Genomic DNA, 21379 nt, shown 5'->3' with positions numbered 1-21379 from the left:
CTAATAATAAACAATCTGATATTCATCACAAAAAAACAACTTCATTTGTTAATGAAAGGTAAATGAAAGCTTTATGAGCCAATGATGATGATTAGAAAAACAACAATGACATCTCTTTTTGTCTGCTTTTTTGTGAGGAAATAAAGAATGAAAAAAACATCATTAGCGACACTCGCTGCTGCCCTTTTCTTTGCTGGTCTTAACCAAGCTGCGGCTCTACCTGAGCGTACTGAATGTATCGCACCAGCAAAACCCGGCGGTGGATTTGATTTAACCTGTAAGTTAGTGCAAGTTTCCCTACTCGAAACCAAAGAAATTGAAAAACCCATGCGTGTTACCTATATGCCTGGTGGTATTGGCGCGGTGGCTTATAATGCCATCGTTGCACAACGCCCAGCCGAAGCTGGCACAATCGTTGCTTTCTCAGGCGGCTCACTGCTTAACCTAGCGCAAGGGAAATTTGGTCGTTACAACGAAAATGATGTACGTTGGCTCGCCAGTGTGGGAAGTGATTACGGCATGATAGCTGTTCGTGAAGACTCTCCTTATAAAAATCTAAAAGATCTGATGGAGGCATTCAAAAAAGACCCTAACAGTATCGTCTTTGGTGCTGGTGGATCGGTAGGTAGCCAAGATTGGATGAAGACGGCATTACTCGCGAAACAGATTGATGTGGATCCGCGCAAAATGCGCTATGTGGCCTTTGAAGGCGGTGGCGAAACTTTAACTGCACTGTTAGGTAATCACATCCAAGTCATGTCGGGTGATATGAGTGAAATGGCTCCTTACCTTAATGATGGGAAAGTGCGTGTATTAGCCGTTTATTCCGATAAGCGCCTTGGTGATGGCCTTGAAAATATTCCAACAGCGAAAGAACAAGGTTACGACATTGAGTGGCCGATTATTCGTGGTTTCTATATGGGGCCAAAAGTCTCAGATGAAGATTATAATCAATGGGTTGAAGCCTTCAAAAAACTCCAACAAACCGATGAGTTCAAGAAACAACGTGAGCTACGCGGGTTATTTGAATATAACTTAACAGGTCAAGAGCTGGATAGTTATGTCAAAAAAGAGATCGAGCAATACCGCGAACAAGCTCGTTCATTTGGCTTAGCGAAATAACGGAGGCCAATAATGAGCCAACGCATATTCGCCATTGTCTGGCTAATATTGTGTGGTATCGGCCTCTATATTGGCTGGGGGATACAAAGTGAATACGCCTATGAACCACTTGGCCCCCGCCCTTTTCCGATAGCCATACTTTCGTTAATGGCTTTATGCGCATTCATCTTACTTGTTGGTAAACAAGAAGCGATTGAATGGCCTAAGGCATATGTGTTACGTCGCTTAGTATTACTCATCCTTTCATTGGTTATCTATGCTTGGGTATTTGAGTGGCTAGGCTTCCCGTTATCGACCTCTCTATTGACTATCAGTATTGCGTTGCTGTTTGGCGCGACACCTATTGCTGCCATCATTTCCGGCCCAGTATTAGGTATCACGCTTTTTTATGCTTTCGACAAGCTACTGGATGTCACTTTGCCAATTGGCAACTTGTTTAATTAAGGAGATAGCCATGGAAACTTGGATGTACCTTTCACAAGGCTTTGAAGTGGCACTAATTCCACAAAACCTAGTGATCGCACTTATCGGTTGCTTTATTGGTACGGTTGTCGGTATGTTGCCTGGATTAGGGCCAGTAAACGGCGTTGCAATACTTTTACCGCTCGCTTTTGCCCTTAAACTGCCTGCTGAATCGGCTTTAATATTGTTGGCAACCGTCTACCTAGGCTGTGAATATGGTGGTCGAATCTCGTCTATTTTATTAAACGTGCCCGGTGATGCTGCCGCGATTATGACAACCCTTGATGGCTACCCTATGGCAAAACAGGGTAAAGGTGGGGTGGCGTTATCAATTTCAGCGGTAAGTTCCTTTATCGGCTCTACCATCGCTATCTTCGGGATCATTCTATTCGCCCCATTACTTGCACAATGGGCGCTGGCGTTCGGCCCCGCCGAATACTTTGCGCTCATGGTATTTGCCATCGCGTGCCTTGGCAGTATGATGAGCCAAAACCCAGTTAAATCCCTACTGGCTGCATTAATTGGCCTTGCATTCGCCACGGTGGGTGTTGATGCAAACTCTGGTGAGTACCGCTTTACTTTCAATAGTGTCAATTTATCGGATGGCATCCAATTTATTGTGCTCGTTATTGGGCTATTTTCCGTTAGTGAAATTCTATTGATGTTAGAAGGAACTGCAACAGGCCAAGGGCTGATCCGTAAAACAGGCCGTATGCTGTTCAATCGTAAAGAGGCTAAAGCTTGTGCTGGCCCTACGTTACGCTCCTCTTTTATCGGTTTTTTTGTCGGTGTACTCCCCGGCGCGGGTGCTACCATCGCCAGTGCTATCACCTATATGACAGAGAAAAAAATCAGTGGGGCTAACAACCAGTTTGGTAACGGTGATGTACGAGGTGTTGCAGCGCCGGAAGCCGCTAATAATGCTTCAGCCTGTGGCTCATTTATCCCGATGTTGACCCTTGGTGTTCCCGGTTCAGGTACGACCGCCGTTATGATGGGCGCATTAACACTGTATAACATTACTCCAGGTCCTGGCATGTTCACGGAACAACCGGATATTGTGTGGGGATTAGTCGCGGCATTGTTGATAGCCAATATCGTTTTATTGATCATGAATATTCCATTAATTGGGCTATTCACACGCATGCTCTCTGTGCCACTTTGGTTCTTAGTACCGACAATCGCCACCATATCAGCCGTTGGAGTATACGCGGTTCACAGTACTACATTTGACTTACTACTCATGATGGGACTTGGCATATTTGGCTATATCCTACGGAAAATGAATTTCCCATTATCGCCGTTGATCCTTGGCTTTGTTCTTGGCGAGATGTTGGAACAAAATTTACGTCGCTCTTTATCTATCAGTAATGGTGATTTCGATATTCTTTGGAGTAGTTCGATTTCTCAATGCTTACTGGTAATGGCTGTACTTGTTCTCGCTCTACCACCAATTATTAAATTAATACGTAAAAAGCGCCAACACCAACCATCCACCCTCTCGGATTAAGCTTATATTATCTCATCGATTTCTCTGTAAACTTTGCCCCGACCGGTAGTTAGGGGCATTTTTTATTACTGAGCATCACATTGTATTTAGTACAAGGCGTTAAACATTCAGCAAGTCAGCCAATGTTCCCTTTACCTATTTATACTCAGTGAGCACTCTTAGACGACATTATTTGTTATGCTTAAATTGTTACAAGCTTTTTTTAAATGGCAGCCTAAGCCACTTTATCATAATCAATTTGTGACTGTATTCAATAACCTATACCAAATCAGTAGCGAGTACCCTGCCACAATAACGTATAAAGATAATGGTGAGCTATTAGCGAAGGCGGTTGGTAAAGTCCATCTGTATTGCGATGGCAAATTGGTACTACGCCTCACTAAGAATGTCAGTGTCATTACAATTGGCGTAGTGGATAACAAAGCAAAAGTGATTAATATTAAAAAAGATGTGTTCCGTTTTCCGTCAAATACATCATCATCACATCCGCCCTATTTATCACCAAGCAGTGATTCAGACAGCCATCATCATACAAGTCGTTCTGACGATAATCATAGTGGCCACTTTTCAGGCGGTGATTCAGGTGGAGGAGATTGTGGCGGTGGCGGCGGCGGTGATTGACCATAAAAAAAGCGAGAATCGAGGTTCTCGCTTTTAATTTGATAGCGTGAAAGACCAATTAGCCTTTATATTTGCTCATCACTAACGTTGCGTTAGTCCCCCCAAAGCCAAAGCTGTTAGACATAACTGTCTCTAATGCTTGCTCTGTCGGTTTCGTAACAATATTCAGCCTTTGAGCTTTAGGGTCTAAGTTTTCGACGTTGATACTTGGTGCAATAAAGCCATGCTCTAACATTAATAAGCTATAAATGGCTTCGTGAACACCCGCAGCACCTAAAGAGTGCCCTGTCATTGCCTTAGTGGCAGAAATAGCGGGTGAGTCATTACCAAATACTTCTTGAATCGCTTCGAGCTCTTTCGTATCCCCCACAGGGGTAGAAGTACCATGTGTATTGATGTAATCAACCTTACCATCAATGCCTTGCATAGCCATTTGCATGCAACGTACTGCACCTTCACCTGAAGGGGCAACCATGTCCGCACCATCTGACGTTGCGCCATAACCAACAATTTCAGCGTAGATATGGGCACCACGAGCGAGCGCGTGCTCAAGCTCTTCAACCACCACAATACCACCGCCACCTGCAATAACAAAACCATCGCGGTCAGTATCGTAGGTTCTTGATGCTTTGCTTGGAGTATCATTGTATTTTGTTGACAATGCACCCATTGCATCGAATTCACAGGTCATTTCCCAGCTCAACTCTTCACCGCCACCTGCAAATACAACGTCTTGTTTACCTAACTGGATCAATTCAACTGCATGACCAATACAGTGTGCAGAAGTGGAGCAAGCAGAGCTGATTGAGTAGTTCACCCCTTTAATTTTAAAAGGTGTTGCTAAGCAAGCTGAGATCCCAGATGCCATAGCTCGTGTAACCATGTAAGGGCCTACACCACGAAGGCCTTTTGCACGCATACCATCAGAGCCAGCAACTTGGTTACGCGGAGAGCCCCCGCCAGAACCAACCACTAAACCAGTACGTAAATTCGAAACTTGTTCGTCTGTTAAACCCGAATCACTAATTGCCTGCTCCATAGACAGATAGGCGTAAACTGAGCAATCACTCATGAAACGGCGGATCTTACGATCAATCAGACCGTCAGTATCCATTTTTACATTACCCCAGACGTGGCTACGCAGCCCCGCCTCTTTGAATTCTTCTGAGAAAGTGATCCCGGAACGACCTTCCTTCAGAGAAGCCAGTACTTCTTCCTGGTTATTACCAATACTGGAAACAATACCCAGGCCAGTGATGACTGCACGCTTCATTCATTACCTCATGTCTTTTAATAATGTGAGTACGGGATTACAGGTTGTCACTTTAGCTTACACTTGTAAGCTGAACAAGTCCGATCAGGGTAAATATTTGTATTTTTTTTTCATCGAACATAATAACATTTTTGTTCAAAGGTAGCCTTGATGCCTGTTCGGCGCTAAAATTCAATGATTATTTGGATAAGAACAGGCATAAGTGTGAAAAAGTCAGCCGTGCAAACAGCCCGCCTTAGCTGGAATGATGAAGGTACGCCAGTATCAGAACAATTTGATGATGTCTATTTTTCTAATCAAGATGGACTTGAAGAAACTCGCTACGTTTTTTTACAAGGAAATCAATTTCCAACGCGCTTTGAAACACATCCTTTTGAAACCTGTGTTATTGCCGAAACAGGCTTTGGTACTGGGTTAAACTTTCTTACTTTATGCCAATGTTTTGAAGAGTTTAAGCAAAATCATCCCAACGCAAAACTACAACGCTTACACTTTATCAGTTTTGAAAAATACCCCCTCAGCCAAGAAGACCTAAAAGCAGCCCACAGCCGTTGGCCTGAGCTAGATCCACTCTCCCAAATGCTCTGTGAAAAATGGCCTGATCCCCTACCCGGTAACCAACGTATTATCTTAAAAAATGGGGAAATCATTCTTGATTTATGGTTTGGTGACGTAAATGAACAATTACCTCTACTTAATAGCAATTTAAACAATAAGATAGATGCTTGGTTTTTAGATGGATTTGCACCTTCTAAAAACCCACAAATGTGGAGCGAACAACTGTTCACTGCAATGGCTAAATTTGCCCGCCAAGGAGGCACTTTTGCGACCTTTACCTCTGCGGGTTTTGTGAAACGCGGATTACAACAAGCGGGTTTCACTATCAAAAAAATTAAAGGTTTTGGTCGTAAACGGGAAATGTTAACAGGCAGCTTAGCGGATAAGCATGACGAAATGATGACACCTTGGTTCGCTCGTCAGCCAGCTGCAATACCAACCGATGTTGCTATCATAGGCGGAGGTCTCGCCAGTTTAACCACCGCCTATGCCTTAAATCAGCGCGGTGCTAACGTCACGCTCTATTGCAAAGACCAACAAGTGGCACAGAATGCTTCTGGCAACCGCCAAGGGGCGGTCTACCCACTTCTCAATGGGCGTGATAACCCTCTAGAGCGTTTTTTCGTCAGTGCGTTCCCTTATGCGCACCGCTTTTATCGTCATCTTTCCCAATCGGGGATCCCATTTGATAGCCAGTGGTGCGGTGTTTCTGAGCTAGCCTACCATGAAAGAAGCCGCAAAAAAATTGATGCGATGCTGCAAACTGAGTGGCCTGCTGCGTTCGCGGCTGCAAAGACACGTGAGCAGTTAACCGAGTTAGCAGGTCTTGATGTTAACCATGCTGGTATTCATTATGCTAAAGGGGGATGGCTTTGCCCCGCTCAATTATGTGAAAGCCTTATGCGCTATCTCGCTGAAAAAGGCGTTCAATTTCATTTTAATCACGATGTTGAGCAATTACAGCATTCTGAGGAAGGGTGGACTTTATCTGCGAATGTTTCCGGCAAACAGCAACAATATTTACATCAAACGGTTGTCATTGCTAATGGTCATTTACTTACCCAGTTTCAACAAACCCAACAACTTCCAGTGACCCCCGTGAAAGGGCAAGTGAGTCATATCCCAACGACACCATCATTAAGCCAACTTAACAATGTATTATGCTATGAAGGTTATTTAACCCCAGTAAATCCCAATAACCAGCAGCACTGTATTGGGGCAAGTTATCAGCGTAACCACTTAGATTTTGCATACAGTGAAGTAGACCAGCAAGATAATCGCCAAAAACTGCTCAATAGTTTGCCCGATGTGAGTTGGCCAGAAGAGGTTGATGTTTCTGCTCAACAAGCTCGCCAAGGGATCCGCTGTGTGATCCGCGACCATATGCCACTAGTGGGGAATATCCCTCACTTTACGCAATTAATGGCAGCTTATGAAAATTTACCTGAACAGATGGAAAAACAGGCAAATATTGTACTCGCCCCAACCTATCCTAATCTCTTTATCTTAGGGGCGTTAGGCTCACGAGGGCTTTCAACCGCGCCTTTGTGTGGTGAGTTACTCGCCGCACAAATCTTTAATGAACCACTGCCTTTAGATGATGAAACGTTAGCCGCATTGCACCCTAACCGCTTTTGGGTGAGAAAATTGCTCAAAGGCCGTGAAGTTAAAGTGATGCCACAAGAAAACATCATAAAATAACAGAATCCTGTGCTCTATTGACGTAATAATATCGAGCGCTTTATCGCTTAAAAAGCGATATGAATGAACAGCAAAAAATAGCCGCATTCGTTCAATGCGGCTATTAACGTCTAAAAACAGTAAGTTACTGCTATCTTAATTCGGACGGACTGTTTTAATCCTCATTGCACAACGATCAGCAGCATTAAACCCAGCATCAATTTCTTGTTGTAGAATTTCTTCTAACTCAGTGGGTAGAGCCTCTTCATCAATGATAGAAAATCCAAAACGCTGATAATACGGTGCATTCCAAGGGATTTCACGGAAAGTGGTTAGCGTCACATAGTCAAAGTGATGTTGTAACGCATATTGGAGAATATGCTGAATTAATGCCCGACCTACGCCCTTACCCTGCCACGATTGGCACACAGAAATTTCACCAATATGGAGGCTATGCGTTAATTTGTCGACATTAATAAAGCCAATGGGCTGATCGTCATTATCTACCGCCACCCATTCCCTATTGTCCTGAATAAACTGTAGATGATCTTGCTCTGATTGCACTTCATCGTCAGCAATCCAAGCAAATTGATGATGACCACGAAATACTTGCGCGGCAGAGCGCTCGATAGTAGGGAGTTTTTTTGCGTCGCACGGCTGTGCTTGGCGAATATGAAACATAAAATAAACCTATAAAAAAGAGGAGCTTCCTCCTCTTAATAATCAATATAGTGTGTGATTAACGCACGTCATCCAGTAAGGATTTCCACATACCTAAAACCAGCACTTGATCTGGTGGGGTGAGCTCTCCCCCTTTAATTGCCTGCTGAATACTCTCTTCAACACGTTGATAAAGTGCATCAACACTGGTTTCATTCTCTTGTTCAAGCTCTGGGACAGCAAGGGTTAGATGCCCACGCAAATAGCCGCCCGCAAATAATTCATCGTCACTTGCGTGTTCGACCATATCATCAATTTTTGTCAGTATGCGTGTTTCAAAATCCGCAAGCATGCTTAATCCTTACTCTCGTTAATGTGTCATTAGGCAAAAATATCTTCCGGATAAGGGAAGTCTTCTGCACAAAGTGGTGGAGTATTGTAAAACGTTTGTAACGCGTTCACAAAGCGTAATGGCCTTTCAGGAATACCATTTGCTAAATATTCCATCACTTGGCCATGTACTTTGCGCTGAAATGCGATACGGTCAGGCTCAAAATCCCCTTCTAGATTGTCGCAACTGACATTAAAAGGAATGCCAGCCGCTACACAAAATAACCAATCTAACGCCTGAGGTTTGATTTCAACGACTTCAAATGCACATTGCGTTTTTTCATCACGACCATCGGGGCAATACCAGTAGCCATAATCGACTTGCTGGCGTCTTGCCTCTCCCGCAATGCACCAATGCGAAATTTCATGCAGTGCGCTGGTGAAAAAACCATGTGCAAAGACAATGCGATGATAAGGTGTTTGCTCATCGGCCGGTAAATAAACTGGCTCATCGTCACCTTTCACCAATTTGGTGTTGTACTCTTCGCCAAAGCACTGTTCAAAAATATCAATCAACTGCTGATAATGATGTTTAATCATGGAAATTCAAATCATTTTAAAATAATGAAACAACCCAAGCTTTGATAGCATCGCCATGGCTGTCATGGAGCAATTTAATACTCATCAGCAAAGAGATGATCACAATCATTGGCCTGATCAGTTTTTGCCCTTTCGTTAACACCAAGCGAGCGCCTAGTCTTGCGCCAACCATTTGGCCGATAAGCATAACAAAACCGAGCACCCAAAGAACATGACCTCCGATAATAAAAAATATTAAAGAGCCAAAATTTGAGGCAAAGTTCAGTAACTTAGCATGGGCAGTCGCTTTAGCAAGGTTATACCCCAACAATAACACATAGCCTAATGCTAAAAATGACCCAGTTCCCGGCCCAAATGCACCATCATAAAAACCCATCGTCATACCAACAGCAACCCCAAAAACAGGCATACTAATACGTTGCTTACGATCTTGTGCACCAATTGACGGTGTTAACAAAAAGTAAAGGCCAACGCAGATAACCATGATAGGCAAGAGCTGTTTGAGAAAATCCGTATTAATCATTTGGATCAAGATGGCGCCTAACATGGCACCAATGATCGTCATGATAAAGGGGAACATTTGCTCTCGTAAGTTAATCGCTTTACGTCGAACAAAATAGAGTGACGATGAGAACGAACCTCCAACTGCTTGGAGTTTGTTAGTTGCAAGTGCCTCAACAGGCGTTATACCGACAGAAAGTAATGCAGGGATAGTTAATAACCCCCCGCCGCCAGCTATGGAGTCAATAAATCCCGCGAACAATGCAACACAGAAAAGTAATAAATAAATTTCAGGTGCAACAACAGTCAGCCAATCCATTTTTAATCCAAGTAACAGAATTGCCATTACGGCGATACGTAATCTACTCTGCCGCTGATAAACAAATACAAGCCCACAGAGTATCACTGCCCAGATGAGGTATTTTTAAGGAGGCGTCATCCAAACCTTCATATTAACAATAAGGGAGACTATGCCCCCTTACGCACTCTTTACGACAATCCTGAAAATGGTTTCATTGTGGGTATAACATCAGCACATTGCCCACGGTGACGTAAATAGTGATCCATCAATACAATCGCCATCATTGCTTCTGCAATAGGTACGGCTCGAATACCAACACAAGGGTCATGTCGACCTTTGGTGATCATTTCGACTTCTTCACCATCACGATTTAGCGTTTTACCTGAAACGGTAATACTGGAGGTTGGCTTCATCGCGATATGCGCAATAATAGGTTGGCTGCTACTTATCCCCCCTAAAATTCCCCCAGCGTGGTTTGAAGTGAAGCCCTCGCGAGTGATTTCATCGCGGTTTTCACTCCCTTTCAGGCCAATTACTCCAAAACCATCCCCAATTTCAACCCCTTTAACAGCATTAATACTCATTAAAGCATGAGCAATATCTGCATCTAAGCGGTCAAATACAGGCTCTCCCAATCCTGCTGGTACATTCTCAGCCACGACAGTCACTTTCGCGCCAATCGAATCTCCCTCTTTTTTTAGCCCTCTTAGTAACTCATCTAGCGCTTCTAATTGACTAGGGTCAGGGCTGAAAAAAGGGTTTTGCTCAACAATAGACCAATCTTTGATTTCACATTTCACTGACCCCATTTGTGTCAAACAGGCACGTATCGTGATCCCCAATTTTTCTTGTAGGTATTTTTTAGCGATTGCTCCAGCCGCAACACGCATAGCCGTTTCACGAGCAGAAGAGCGCCCGCCTCCACGGTAGTCGCGCTGACCATATTTTTGTTCGTAGGTATAATCTGCGTGCCCTGGTCTAAAGACATCTTTAATTGCGCTGTAGTCTTGAGAACGTTGATCGGTATTTTCAATCAATAGGCCTATGCTGGTTCCCGTAGTGACACCATTAAATACCCCAGATAGAATTTTGACCTGATCAGGCTCTCGACGTGCAGTAGTATAACGAGACGTTCCCGGACGGCGGCGGTCAAGATCCCCTTGTAGATCGGCTTCTGTTAATGCTAGCCCTGGTGGCACACCATCAATGATGCACCCCAAAGCCAAGCCATGAGATTCCCCAAAAGTGGTAACCCGAAACAGTTGCCCTATTGAATTTCCTGCCATACCAAATTCCTAATTAATATTTCATGATTGTTATTTTGATGTTGTGGTTGATTAGAATGCCGCGCAATATTTTCTTAATCAATATAAAGTTGAAAATGAGCATGATGTTCAACTAATTGCTCACGCGTCAACATAAATACTCCATCACCACCATACTCAAACTCTAACCAAATAAAGGGAATTTCTGGGTATTGTTCAATCAGATGTACCATACTGTTACCGACTTCGCAGATCAATACACCCTCATCACTCAGAAAGCGTGGTGCATTTGCTAAAATACGACGCACCAATTTTAAACCATCGCTTCCCGCCGCTAGCGCCAATTCAGGCTCAACGCGGAACTCTTCCGGTAAATCATCCATATCCTCAGCATCAACATAAGGTGGATTAGTCACAATTAAATCATACTTAACGTCAGGCATATCCCTAAACAGATCAGAGCGGATAGGAATAACGCGGTGCTCTAAACCATGATTCGCAATATTGTGTTCAGTAACGGCAAGCACATCGGTCGAGATATCGACCGCATCCACTTCCGCTTCAGGGAATTCATACGCACAGGCGATTGCGATACAGCCACTCCCTGTACACATATCAAGTATCGTTCGCGGCTCATCAGCCAACAAGCCAACAAAATGGTTGTTGATAAGCTCTCCAATTGGTGAACGAGGAATTAATACACGCTCATCCACATAGAACTCATGTCCACAGAACCACGAACAGTTAGTCAGGTAAGCCACTGGAACACGCTCATTAATACGACGCAATACACGTTCAATGATACGATGACGCTCCGTTGGGGTCAGGCGCGAGGTCAATAGTTCATCCGGTACATCAAGAGGTAAGTAAAGCGTTGGTAGCACTAATTGTAACGCTTCATCCCATGCATTATCAGTACCGTGACCATAATAAACATTGGCAGCATTAAAGCGGCTCATTGTCCAACGTAAAATGTCCTGAATGGTATGAAGCTCAGCAACAGCTTCATCAACGAAGATCTTTTCCAAGAAGGGTTTCTCCAGACTGTATATCGAAAGTGTTCAAGTTTGCCACGAAGTGAGACACAAATCAGCAGATTAATACAATAAAATCGCGAGGAAAACAGAGGGGAAGCTATTTAATGTCAAGAGGCCCCCTGTTTAAACTGGAGGCCTCTTAGGATAAGTCGTTATTCTACCGACTCAGCGTTGTAATTTACGTCAGTCTCCGCATTGGGTTGTTTAACCCACAGTGCATAAACGACGGCTAAAATCACCAACCAAACAATACCCACATATAAAGCAATACGTGTATCTTCAAAATAACCGAGTACCCCAAAGATAAATAGCATAAATATGATGGCAAGTGCTGGACCAACTGGCCATAATGGTACAGGGAATTTCAGTTTACTCACCTGCTCTGGCGTCATTTTGCGGCGCATGGCTACCTGTGATACCAAGATCATCAGCCATACCCAAATCGTGGCAAAGGTTGCAATCGATGCAATCACTAAGAACACTTTTTCAGGGATCAGATAATTCAATACCACCCCAACCAGCAAAATAATTGACATCACCAGTACGGTCATCCATGGCACACCATTTTTGGTCAGTTTAGTGAATACTTTCGGTGCCTGCCCTTCGTGTGCCATACCATACATCATACGGCCCGCCCCAAAGATGTCACTGTTGATAGCGGAGATTGCTGCGGTGATCACTACCACGTTCAAAATGTTTGCAGCCGATGCAATGCCTAGGCTATCAAAAATTTGTACGAATGGACTGCCTTGGTGACCAATTTGATTCCAAGGGTAGATACACATTAAGACAAATAAAGTTAAGACATAAAAGAGTAGGATACGAATTGGTACCGCATTGATAGCACGAGGAATTGTTACGTCAGGATTTTTAGCTTCACTTGCCGTAATACCAATGACTTCAATGCCCCCAAAGGCGAACATTACCACGGCAAACGATGCGATAACCCCTCCGATCCCATTTGGCATAAAGCCACCGTGCTCAAATAGGTTTGTAATACCGACTGCATGCTCAGAGGCTTGCCCAAAGCCAAACACCATAATCGCCGCACCGCCGATGATCATCGCGATAATTGCAACAATTTTGATGATAGAGAGCCAGAACTCCATTTCACCAAATACTTTTACATGACAAAGGTTAATTGCCCCGATAAAACAGATGATACTCAAAACCCAGATCCACTGAGCGACCTCAGGAAACCAGAGCTTCATATAAAAACCAAATGCGGTGACGTCTGCTAAGCAGACAATGAGCATTTCAAAAACATATGTCCAACCAGCAAAAAAACCTGCTCGTGGACCTAAATAGTGACTTGCATACTGTGAGAAGGAGCCAGCAAGGGGGTTATGTACCGCCATTTCCCCTAGGGCGCGCATCACCATAAAAACTGCCGCGCCACCAATAATATAAGCAATTAAAACCGCAGGGCCTGCCGTTTCAATCGCTTTTGCTGAACCATAAAAAAGACCTGTACCAATCGCTGCCCCGAGGGCCATAAACCGGATGTGACGCGCAGAAAGTCCACGCGTAAGTTTTGTTGTGCTTTGCATGATTTATCCTTCGTTTTTTATATACCCTAAATCATTCAAGCTACTTATCAGAATGATGAGTAGACACTAGCTCACTAAGGTGACAGACAGATATCTATCTCTCATGTCGCTTGAAGATTAATGGGTACTATTTTTAATAATGGTCGTGCAGATAAATACTACAAGCGGCCGATACATTGCCGACCGCTTATTATTTGCGTGATGTATTATTTAGGAAAAACCGAGTTTTCAGGGAACAATGTTGATAGCTTTTGTTCCGTAATGAGCTGAATTGCCGCATCAATATCAGGGGCAAAATAGCGGTCTTTATCATAATACGCGACTTTATCACGCAATATGTGACGGGCTTTTTCTAATACCTCGCTTGATTTTAAGCCCTCACGAAAGTCGATCCCTTGACATGCCGATAACCATTCAATGGCTAAAATGCCTGTCACATTTTTTGCTATTTCCCACAAGCGGCGGCCTGCTGCTGGCGCCATAGAGACATGGTCCTCTTGGTTTGCCGAGGTCGGTAAACTATCAACACTGGATGGATGTGCTAATGCTTTATTTTCACTCGCCAATGCTGCCGCAGTTACCTGAGCAATCATAAAACCAGAGTTGACCCCGCCATTATTAACGAGGAATGGTGGCAATTGAGACATGTGCGTATCCATCAATAACGCAATACGTCGTTCAGACAGTGCACCGATTTCGGCTAAAGCAAGCGCGATGTTGTCCGCAGCCATTGCCACTGGCTCCGCGTGGAAGTTACCGCCAGAGATAATGTCACCATTATCAGTAAAGACTAATGGGTTGTCAGAAACAGCATTCGACTCGATTAAAATTACCTCAGCCGCTTGACGAATTTGCGTCAAACAGGCCCCCATCACTTGAGGCTGGCAACGTAACGAATAAGGGTCTTGTACTTTAACGCAATTTTCATGAGATTGAGCCAACTCACTCGTTGGTGTTAACACCTCACGAAATAGTCTTGCAACATCAATTTGCCCTTTTTGACCACGCACCTCGTGGACGCGCGCATCAAATGGTTTGCGTGACCCCAATGCCGCTTCCACACTCAGAGAGCCACAAACAATACCGCTTAGCAGCAAGTTCTCAGCTTCAAATAACCCTTTTAGCGCAAACGCCGTTGATACTTGGGTGCCGTTTAATAGTGCTAGACCTTCTTTCGCTTCCAGTTTCAACGGTTTTAGCCCTGCTTTTTCAAGTGCCGATTTAGCGCTGAGCCATTTACCTTGATAGCGTGCTTTCCCTTCACCAAGTAGCAGCAAACTCATATGCGCTAAAGGTGCTAAATCACCAGAGGCACCAACTGAACCTTTAGCAGGAATAAAGGGATAAACTTGGTGATTCACTAACGCAATTAGGGCTTCAATCACTTCTAATCGAATACCAGAGAAGCCACGAGCTAAACTATTAATTTTTAAAACCATAATCAGACGAACCAATTCGTCATCAAGCGGTTCACCCACGCCCGCTGCATGTGACATCACAATAGAGCGTTGCAGCGATTGCAGATCTTTTGCAGCGATTCGGGTATTGGCTAATAAACCGAATCCTGTATTAATACCGTATGCCGTCTTATCTTCAGCAATAATCTTATTTACCGTTGCCACACTTTTTTCGATTGCCAAATGAGAGCGTTTATCGAGAGCAACCGTTACAGGCTGTGCAAGTACAATACGCAAATCATTCAGTGACATTTTTCCTGGATGGATAGTTAACTTAGTCATGCCCGGCTCCTCTTAGCGTGTTTTTAACATCGGTAGGTTAAGATTTTTTTCTTGTGCGCACTGAATCGCTATATCATAACCCGCATCAGCATGGCGCATGACACCTGTCGCAGGGTCATTGTGTAGAACACGAGCAATCCGCTCAGCAGCTTCATCAGTGCCATCGCACACAATCACCACCCCTGAATGTTGAGAGAAGCCCATACCGACCCCTCCACCATGGTGTAATGAAACCCATGTTGCTCCACTTGCTGTATTTAATAAGGCATTCAGTAAAGGCCAATCAGAGACGGCATCTGAACCATCTTTCATCGCTTCTGTTTCGCGGTTTGGGCTAGCAACTGATCCTGAATCAAGGTGATCTCGACCAATCACGATCGGCGCTGAAACTTCACCGCTTCTTACCATTTCATTAAAAGCTAAACCTAATTTCGCCCTATCCCCCAAGCCAACCCAACAAATACGTGCGGGTAAGCCTTGGAAACTGATACGTTCACGCGCCATATCTAACCAACGATGTAAATGCTTATCGTCAGGTAAAAGCTGTTTTACTTTTGCATCTGTTTTATAAATATCTTCAGGATCACCGGATAACGCCACCCAGCGGAAAGGACCAATACCGCGACAGAATAATGGGCGAATATAAGCAGGTACAAACCCTGGGAAATCAAAAGCATTTTTGACGCCCATTTCAAGGGCCATTTGACGGATATTGTTACCATAATCAAATGTTGGAATGCCTTGTTTTTGGAAGGCGAGCATCGCTTTAACATGTTCAGCCATCGATGCTTTTGCTGCTTTCGCTGTGCCTTCAGGATCTTTCACGCTACGCTCGCGATACTCTTCCCAACTCATCCCAACAGGTAAATAACCATTGAGAGGATCGTGAGCACTCGTTTGGTCGGTAACCATATCTGGGCGAACGCCACGTTTCACTAACTCTGGTAAGATTTCAGCCGCGTTAGCACATAAGGCGATTGATACAGCTTTCCCTTCCGAGGTGTATTTTTTGATACGCGCCAATGCATCATCCAGATCGGTCGCTTGCTCATCCACATAACGGGTACGCAAGCGAAAATCAATACGGCTTTGTTGACATTCGATATTCAGTGAACAGGCACCCGCGAGTGTTGCTGCTAACGGCTGCGCCCCGCCCATACCGCCTAACCCTGCCGTGAGCACCCAGCGCCCAGTTAAGTCACCATTATAATGTTGGCGCCCTGCTTCAACGAAAGTTTCATAAGTCCCTTGAACAATGCCTTGGCTACCAATGTAAATCCAGCTACCCGCCGTCATTTGGCCATACATTGCCAACCCTTTCGCATCCAATTCGTTAAAGTGTTCCCAGTTAGCCCAATGTGGTACAAGGTTTGAGTTTGCGATTAATACGCGAGGGGCATTTTCATGGGTTTTAAAGACGCCAACGGGCTTGCCAGATTGGACCAGTAGAGTTTCATCACTCTCTAAATTTTTAAGTGTTTCAACAATTTTGTCATAGCACTGCCAATTACGTGCCGCACGACCAATACCGCCATAAACGACCAGTTCATGTGGATTTTCGGCAACATCAGGATCTAGGTTATTCATCAGCATACGTAAAGGGGCTTCAGTCAACCAGCTTTTCGCGCTGAGAGTGTTACCTCGTGGTGCTCTGATATCACCATTTCTGTATTTATTATTTATCGTTGTCACATTCATACCCTCTTTCGATAGATTCAGCTTGTACTGATAACGTCTTTATATAGGTATAGTTGTATATACATGTACAATCAATACCCTATTTAACATCAAAATTGAGAATGAAATGCAGATAAATAATAATTACACATTATGTTTCAATGGATTATGAAAAAACCACATCAAATTGGTGGTTAAATTTTCTTCTAAATCTGCCAGTGAGATCACATTAAATTTACAATTAATTCACATCTTTCAAGGGTTTTAGCGGGAAATATCAAAATTCACCATGAGATTAAGATAAACCTTCTACTCATGGTCAATATAGCCGTAATTTTCAACATTTATTCGATAAAATACGCTAGGAAAGCAACCCCATAAAATAGCGTTGCCTTGAGATACTAAGAGGTAAAATGCCCTTTCAATTTATAGCGATGCCCCGGAAATAATAATTTCGTGCTAGTCACCACAAATGATTGGGACCATGTACGTCTTGAAATTAATAAGCAAGAAGAGCCTAACGCAATATTCAGCCATTTAGCGGCGCGCTCATCGGCTTCAATGGCCTCAACGATATGCTCACCTTCTGTTAATGGCGCCACCATTGAAAGGTAGTCATGAGGAGTGATAGTCAAAAAGTCTTGTTGTAGATAATCAGGAGCCGCTAGCGCATTGACATACCGATCTTCAATTTGCACTGGTACATCATTTTCGTAATGAATAATAATTGAATGGAATACCCTTGTTTCAGGGGCGATATTCAATTCCGCAGCCAACGAAACCGATGCAGCAACCTCTTCTAGCTTGATAATTTTACAGCTATATTGATGATTTCTTGCCAGAATTTCGGACTCGATGCTATGAACTTCAAATAGCGCTGATTGGCCTTTTGGCTCTGCGACGAATGTACCGACCCCTTGAACCCTAACTAACAGCCCTTCTGCTGTCAGCTCCCTTAATGCACGATTTGCCGTCATACGGCTACATTCGAATTGTTTGACCAATTCAGATTCCGAGGGAACACGATCATTCGCCTGCCACTCACCTGTATGGATTTTTTCTGTTATTAACTGTTTTACTTGCAAATAGAGCGGGATCGGGTTGTCTCTATTACCTTTTTTTTCTGCTGTCACAATCGTTTCCATTTTAAAAAGTAAAATGCCAAACCCTTAAAGTAAAAACTTAGGGTTACCGTTATACTATTAAGTTGTGCTATCAAATAGCGGATATTCTGACAGTCGCAAATAAAACTTAACCCTCTGTAAATACCCTACAAGTCTATTTACCAATTAAAGGCTAACAAAAACCCCTTACGGCATATATTACCACACAACAAATTGATAATGTTGGCAACACCAAACAATAGGAATTTTATGATTTAATGAATTTCTAACAAAAATAACTAATAATCAGCTGATTTTATCGACATTATTCTATTTGAAGGAACGGTTTATATTCTCATCCCGTTCCTACTCCACCAGCGTGCAAACTATCTGATACTTTAATTCACTTATGAGTTATGATGACTAATATTGCCTTGATAAACTCGCATATATAATGGCTGGCTACCTTGCTCATAAATCATCTCAACGGGGTCAACCGCATTCCAAACCACAAAGTCAGCCTGATAGCCGACCTTAAGCTGTCCATGGCTTGCCTCGCGACCTAATGCTTTCGCAGCATGACAAGTAACTCCAGCCCATACTTCTTCAGGTGTTAATCTAAATAGTACAGCAGCCATATTCATGATCATACGTAGTGAAGCGAAAGGGCTTGTGCCAGGGTTAAAATCCGTTGATACCGCCATTGGTATTTGATGTTCACGCAACAGTTCTATAGGTGGCAATTTTTTCTCTCTCAAGAAATAAAAGGCGCCCGGAAGTAAAACGGCTACTGTTCCACTCTCTTTTAGTGCACGAATACCATTAAGATCAAGATACTCAATATGGTCAACCGACACCCCCCGATAGCTAGCAACCAGTTCGCTGCCTCCAAGGTTGGACAACTGCTCAACATGCCCCTTGACTGGGATCCCCAATTTTTGTGCGGCTGCAAATAGTTTTTGGCTCTGTTCTAGCGAAAAGCCCACCGTCTCACAAAAGACGTCAACGGCTTCAAATAACCCTTGCTGCCACAATGTTGGCATAATATCCGTACAAATTAGATCAATATATTCATCAGCTTTATCTCTATACTCAGGCGGTACCGTATGCGCTGATAGCAAAGTTGAACTGACTGTTACTGGGTATGCTTCGGCTAATTTTTTGGCAACCATGAGCTGTTTTTGCTCACTCTTCAAATCCAAGCCATAGCCTGACTTCATCTCAATGGTTGTGACACCTTCACGGATCAGCGCCTCTAATCGCGGTTGTGAAACCTGATAGAGTTCATCTTCATTTAACGCTCGCGTGGCACGTACAGTAGAGTTAATCCCACCACCTTGTTGGCTAATAGTCTCATAAGAGACACCATTCATCCGCTGCTCCCACTCGGCCGCACGATTGCCACCAAAAACCAAATGCGTATGGCAATCAATTAAACCTGGTGTAATTAAGCGCCCTTCTAGATCCACTACTTTACAATTAGCTGTATCTAACTCACCTTTTGGTTCAATCGCCACGATCTTATTCTCTCGCGTGACCATATCGTGATTTTCTAAGAGTCCATATGCCACGTTAGATCCCAGATCCATTGTAGCAATGCGGCCATTTCGCCAGACGACATCATGAGCAAGTGTTTTAAATGACATAACAGATCCTATGGGTTTAATAAGTACATTTACCACTGCAATAGATAACAGGTATATATATGTATATACAATTAGTCAATACAGCTACAATTGTCAATGTAAACTGCCCATAACGTTAAAATTTTGTTAGTTAAATCTTATAATCCACAGCTATAACCTTCGTCATCAAAAATAGGTTACACTAATGTAGATAAGTACTATCTGAAAAAGATAATTAAACAGCTAGCTAAGATAATTAATCGAATGAAAAATAAATTTGAATTAGACAAAGATGACATTCATCTATTTAAAGAAGCTATTCGCGGCACAAAAAAGATAGCACAAGATCAAATCTTGCATACTCCTGTGCGAACAAAAGTCACTCATCCTTCAAGTAAAAAAGTCCAACAAGAACAAATCGATGCTTCATTTTATTTTTCAGATGAATTTCAACCTCAATTGGAAGATGAAGGCCCAACTCGCTATTTGAAACCCGGCTCTAGCCCTTACGAGCTGAAAAAATTGCGTCGAGGCGATTATGTTCCTGAACTTTTTCTTGATTTGCATGGCTTAACACAATTAGAAGCGAAACAGGAAATTGGGGCGCTGATTGCCGCATGTAAACGCGAAAATGTCTTTTGTGCGTGCATTATGCACGGCCATGGTAAGCATATTTTAAAGCAGCAAACGCCCCTGTGGTTAGCCCAACACCCAGATATTCTTGCTTTTCATCAAGCACCTAAAGAATGGGGCGGGAATGCGTCACTACTCTTATTAATTGAAACTCAAGAACACATTAGGCGCTAGCAATTTTCAGCGTCTTCATATTACACAATACAACGTTAGCCATTTTTCATCACGACAACAGACCGTTTAAAAGCCCCTAGGGGCTAACTGGTCGCCATTACTGATTGACTGAGAGTAATTGAGCTGGGCTGAGCATCCAATCTAAATGGGCTTTATGGTGCTTCACATCCATTTCAATGCAGGCAATCGAAGAAGTGATAAACATCGGAGGTGCTTCATGAGGGCATAACTCTGAAACTAAATACCCGACAAGAGGTAGATGAGACACCACCAATACGGCATTCGCTCCCATTATTGCTAGGTCACGAATATGATCTGCCACAAATGCCGCATTCCCACCGGGTGTTAACATCTCCATTACCGTAGCTTGTTCAGGTAGGCTAAGATGCTCACGGACAGTTTGTAGTGTTTGCTCTGCTCGAAGATAAGGACTTACTAGGACATGATCAATCTCTGGATGACGTTTATTCAACCATTGAGCCATCAATACCGAATCATCTTTCCCTTTTTGAGTTAACGCTCTTGCCGCATCACTTGCGGCCTGTAGTGCGGCATCACCATGACGCATAATATAAACTTGCATAATCCACCATCTGAGTAGCCTAGCAAATAACACTGGCTAATCTTTTTGTTAAAATAATTTATTGTCAGAGTCACCATCAGTGGGGCGAAAAGTGATTCTGCATCAAACTACCGACAAATAAAATGATTTAAGTAATTTTTTGCGTTTAATTTTGTCTGAAAAGCATGCAGCAGTGGCCTAATTATCTTATTGCTCCCGCTCCCATCGGCCCCTCTGACCTACCAATTAACTACATTAGAGACCATCTAGCTTTTTCTATTTTCAATCAATAAAAAACCCGATGATTGCTATATTAAAGCAAATACATCAGGCTTTTTGGTTACATCATCGTACCTTAAAATACACAGTTGTACGCTAAGTGGTATTTCAGGTTGT

Annotated in this window: 19 protein-coding genes; 6 read left to right on the top strand and 13 right to left on the bottom strand. The window is 43.3% G+C overall.

Features of this window, described 5'->3' with window-relative positions; all coding sequences use genetic code 11:
- Nucleotides 1–147: 147 nt before the first annotated feature.
- The 4 genes from PSE69_RS05710 (at nucleotide 148) to PSE69_RS05695 (ending at nucleotide 3715) form a co-directional block, all read left to right on the top strand.
- Complete coding sequence (locus PSE69_RS05710) at nucleotides 148–1122, top strand: Bug family tripartite tricarboxylate transporter substrate binding protein (protein WP_004921205.1); 975 nt, start codon at nucleotides 148–150, stop codon at nucleotides 1120–1122.
- Nucleotides 1123–1134: 12 nt separating this feature from the next.
- Nucleotides 1135–1566, top strand: a complete 432-nt coding sequence (locus PSE69_RS05705; RefSeq protein ID WP_004921207.1) for a tripartite tricarboxylate transporter TctB family protein — start codon at nucleotides 1135–1137, stop codon at nucleotides 1564–1566.
- 10 nt (nucleotides 1567–1576) lie between these two features.
- The gene (locus tag PSE69_RS05700) at nucleotides 1577–3094 is read left to right on the top strand and encodes a tripartite tricarboxylate transporter permease (protein ID WP_004921210.1); all 1518 of its coding nucleotides are present in this window, start codon (nucleotides 1577–1579) and stop codon (nucleotides 3092–3094) included.
- A 177-nt stretch (nucleotides 3095–3271) separates the two neighbouring features.
- Nucleotides 3272–3715: a hypothetical protein gene (locus PSE69_RS05695; protein WP_121874602.1), complete on the top strand. Its 444-nt coding sequence runs from the start codon at nucleotides 3272–3274 to the stop codon at nucleotides 3713–3715.
- A gap of 58 nt (nucleotides 3716–3773) precedes the next feature.
- On the opposite strand, the gene fabB is transcribed toward PSE69_RS05695, so the two are convergent.
- Entirely contained in the window at nucleotides 3774–4988 is a 1215-nt protein-coding gene (gene fabB, locus PSE69_RS05690; protein ID WP_121874601.1) for a beta-ketoacyl-ACP synthase I, read from the bottom strand.
- A 204-nt stretch (nucleotides 4989–5192) separates the two neighbouring features.
- Between fabB and mnmC the strand changes: the two genes are divergently transcribed.
- A complete protein-coding gene (gene mnmC, locus PSE69_RS05685) occupies nucleotides 5193–7247 on the top strand; it encodes a bifunctional tRNA (5-methylaminomethyl-2-thiouridine)(34)-methyltransferase MnmD/FAD-dependent 5-carboxymethylaminomethyl-2-thiouridine(34) oxidoreductase MnmC (protein WP_204282975.1) in 2055 nt (684 codons plus the stop codon).
- Between the two features lie 135 nt (nucleotides 7248–7382).
- Here the strand turns inward: mnmC and PSE69_RS05680 are convergent, their stop codons facing one another.
- From PSE69_RS05680 to hutI, 11 genes are all read right to left on the bottom strand, one after another.
- Nucleotides 7383–7907, bottom strand: coding sequence for a GNAT family N-acetyltransferase (locus PSE69_RS05680; RefSeq protein ID WP_104873584.1), 525 nt, complete (start codon nucleotides 7905–7907; stop codon nucleotides 7383–7385).
- Between the two features lie 58 nt (nucleotides 7908–7965).
- Entirely contained in the window at nucleotides 7966–8238 is a 273-nt protein-coding gene (locus PSE69_RS05675; RefSeq protein WP_272675150.1) for a YfcL family protein, read from the bottom strand.
- Nucleotides 8239–8267: 29 nt separating this feature from the next.
- Nucleotides 8268–8816, bottom strand: coding sequence for an elongation factor P hydroxylase (locus tag PSE69_RS05670; protein WP_004921221.1), 549 nt, complete (start codon nucleotides 8814–8816; stop codon nucleotides 8268–8270).
- 16 nt (nucleotides 8817–8832) lie between these two features.
- Entirely contained in the window at nucleotides 8833–9636 is an 804-nt protein-coding gene (locus PSE69_RS05665; RefSeq protein WP_014656286.1) for a TSUP family transporter, read from the bottom strand.
- 170 nt (nucleotides 9637–9806) lie between these two features.
- Nucleotides 9807–10904, bottom strand: a complete 1098-nt coding sequence (aroC, locus tag PSE69_RS05660; RefSeq protein WP_104873585.1) for a chorismate synthase — start codon at nucleotides 10902–10904, stop codon at nucleotides 9807–9809.
- A gap of 74 nt (nucleotides 10905–10978) precedes the next feature.
- Nucleotides 10979–11911, bottom strand: coding sequence for a 50S ribosomal protein L3 N(5)-glutamine methyltransferase (prmB, locus tag PSE69_RS05655; RefSeq protein ID WP_004921227.1), 933 nt, complete (start codon nucleotides 11909–11911; stop codon nucleotides 10979–10981).
- Nucleotides 11912–12072: 161 nt separating this feature from the next.
- On the bottom strand, nucleotides 12073–13470 hold the full coding sequence (locus PSE69_RS05650) for an amino acid permease (protein ID WP_014656287.1): 1398 nt from the start codon (nucleotides 13468–13470) through the stop codon (nucleotides 12073–12075).
- Between the two features lie 206 nt (nucleotides 13471–13676).
- Nucleotides 13677–15209, bottom strand: coding sequence for a histidine ammonia-lyase (gene hutH / locus PSE69_RS05645; RefSeq protein ID WP_104873586.1), 1533 nt, complete (start codon nucleotides 15207–15209; stop codon nucleotides 13677–13679).
- A 12-nt stretch (nucleotides 15210–15221) separates the two neighbouring features.
- The gene (gene hutU, locus PSE69_RS05640; protein WP_004921233.1) at nucleotides 15222–16907 is read right to left on the bottom strand and encodes a urocanate hydratase; all 1686 of its coding nucleotides are present in this window, start codon (nucleotides 16905–16907) and stop codon (nucleotides 15222–15224) included.
- A 380-nt stretch (nucleotides 16908–17287) separates the two neighbouring features.
- Nucleotides 17288–18031, bottom strand: a complete 744-nt coding sequence (gene hutC / locus PSE69_RS05635) for a histidine utilization repressor (RefSeq protein ID WP_004921235.1) — start codon at nucleotides 18029–18031, stop codon at nucleotides 17288–17290.
- A gap of 365 nt (nucleotides 18032–18396) precedes the next feature.
- Nucleotides 18397–19635 carry an imidazolonepropionase gene (hutI, locus tag PSE69_RS05630; RefSeq protein ID WP_121874599.1) on the bottom strand — a complete coding sequence of 413 codons (1239 nt, stop codon included), beginning with the start codon at nucleotides 19633–19635 and terminating at the stop codon, nucleotides 18397–18399.
- Between the two features lie 243 nt (nucleotides 19636–19878).
- On the opposite strand from hutI, the gene smrB reads away from it, so the two are divergent.
- Complete coding sequence (gene smrB / locus PSE69_RS05625) at nucleotides 19879–20421, top strand: endonuclease SmrB (protein ID WP_004921238.1); 543 nt, start codon at nucleotides 19879–19881, stop codon at nucleotides 20419–20421.
- Nucleotides 20422–20518: 97 nt separating this feature from the next.
- Here the strand turns inward: smrB and sixA are convergent, their stop codons facing one another.
- Entirely contained in the window at nucleotides 20519–21004 is a 486-nt protein-coding gene (gene sixA / locus PSE69_RS05620) for a phosphohistidine phosphatase SixA (protein ID WP_004921240.1), read from the bottom strand.
- Nucleotides 21005–21379: the final 375 nt, after the last annotated feature.

This window comes from Providencia sp. PROV122 (genome assembly GCF_028482365.1).
Classification (GTDB): domain Bacteria; phylum Pseudomonadota; class Gammaproteobacteria; order Enterobacterales; family Enterobacteriaceae; genus Providencia; species Providencia stuartii.
Note: the sequence above shows the minus strand (reverse complement) of the source record. Positions and strands in the feature narration are given on the sequence as shown.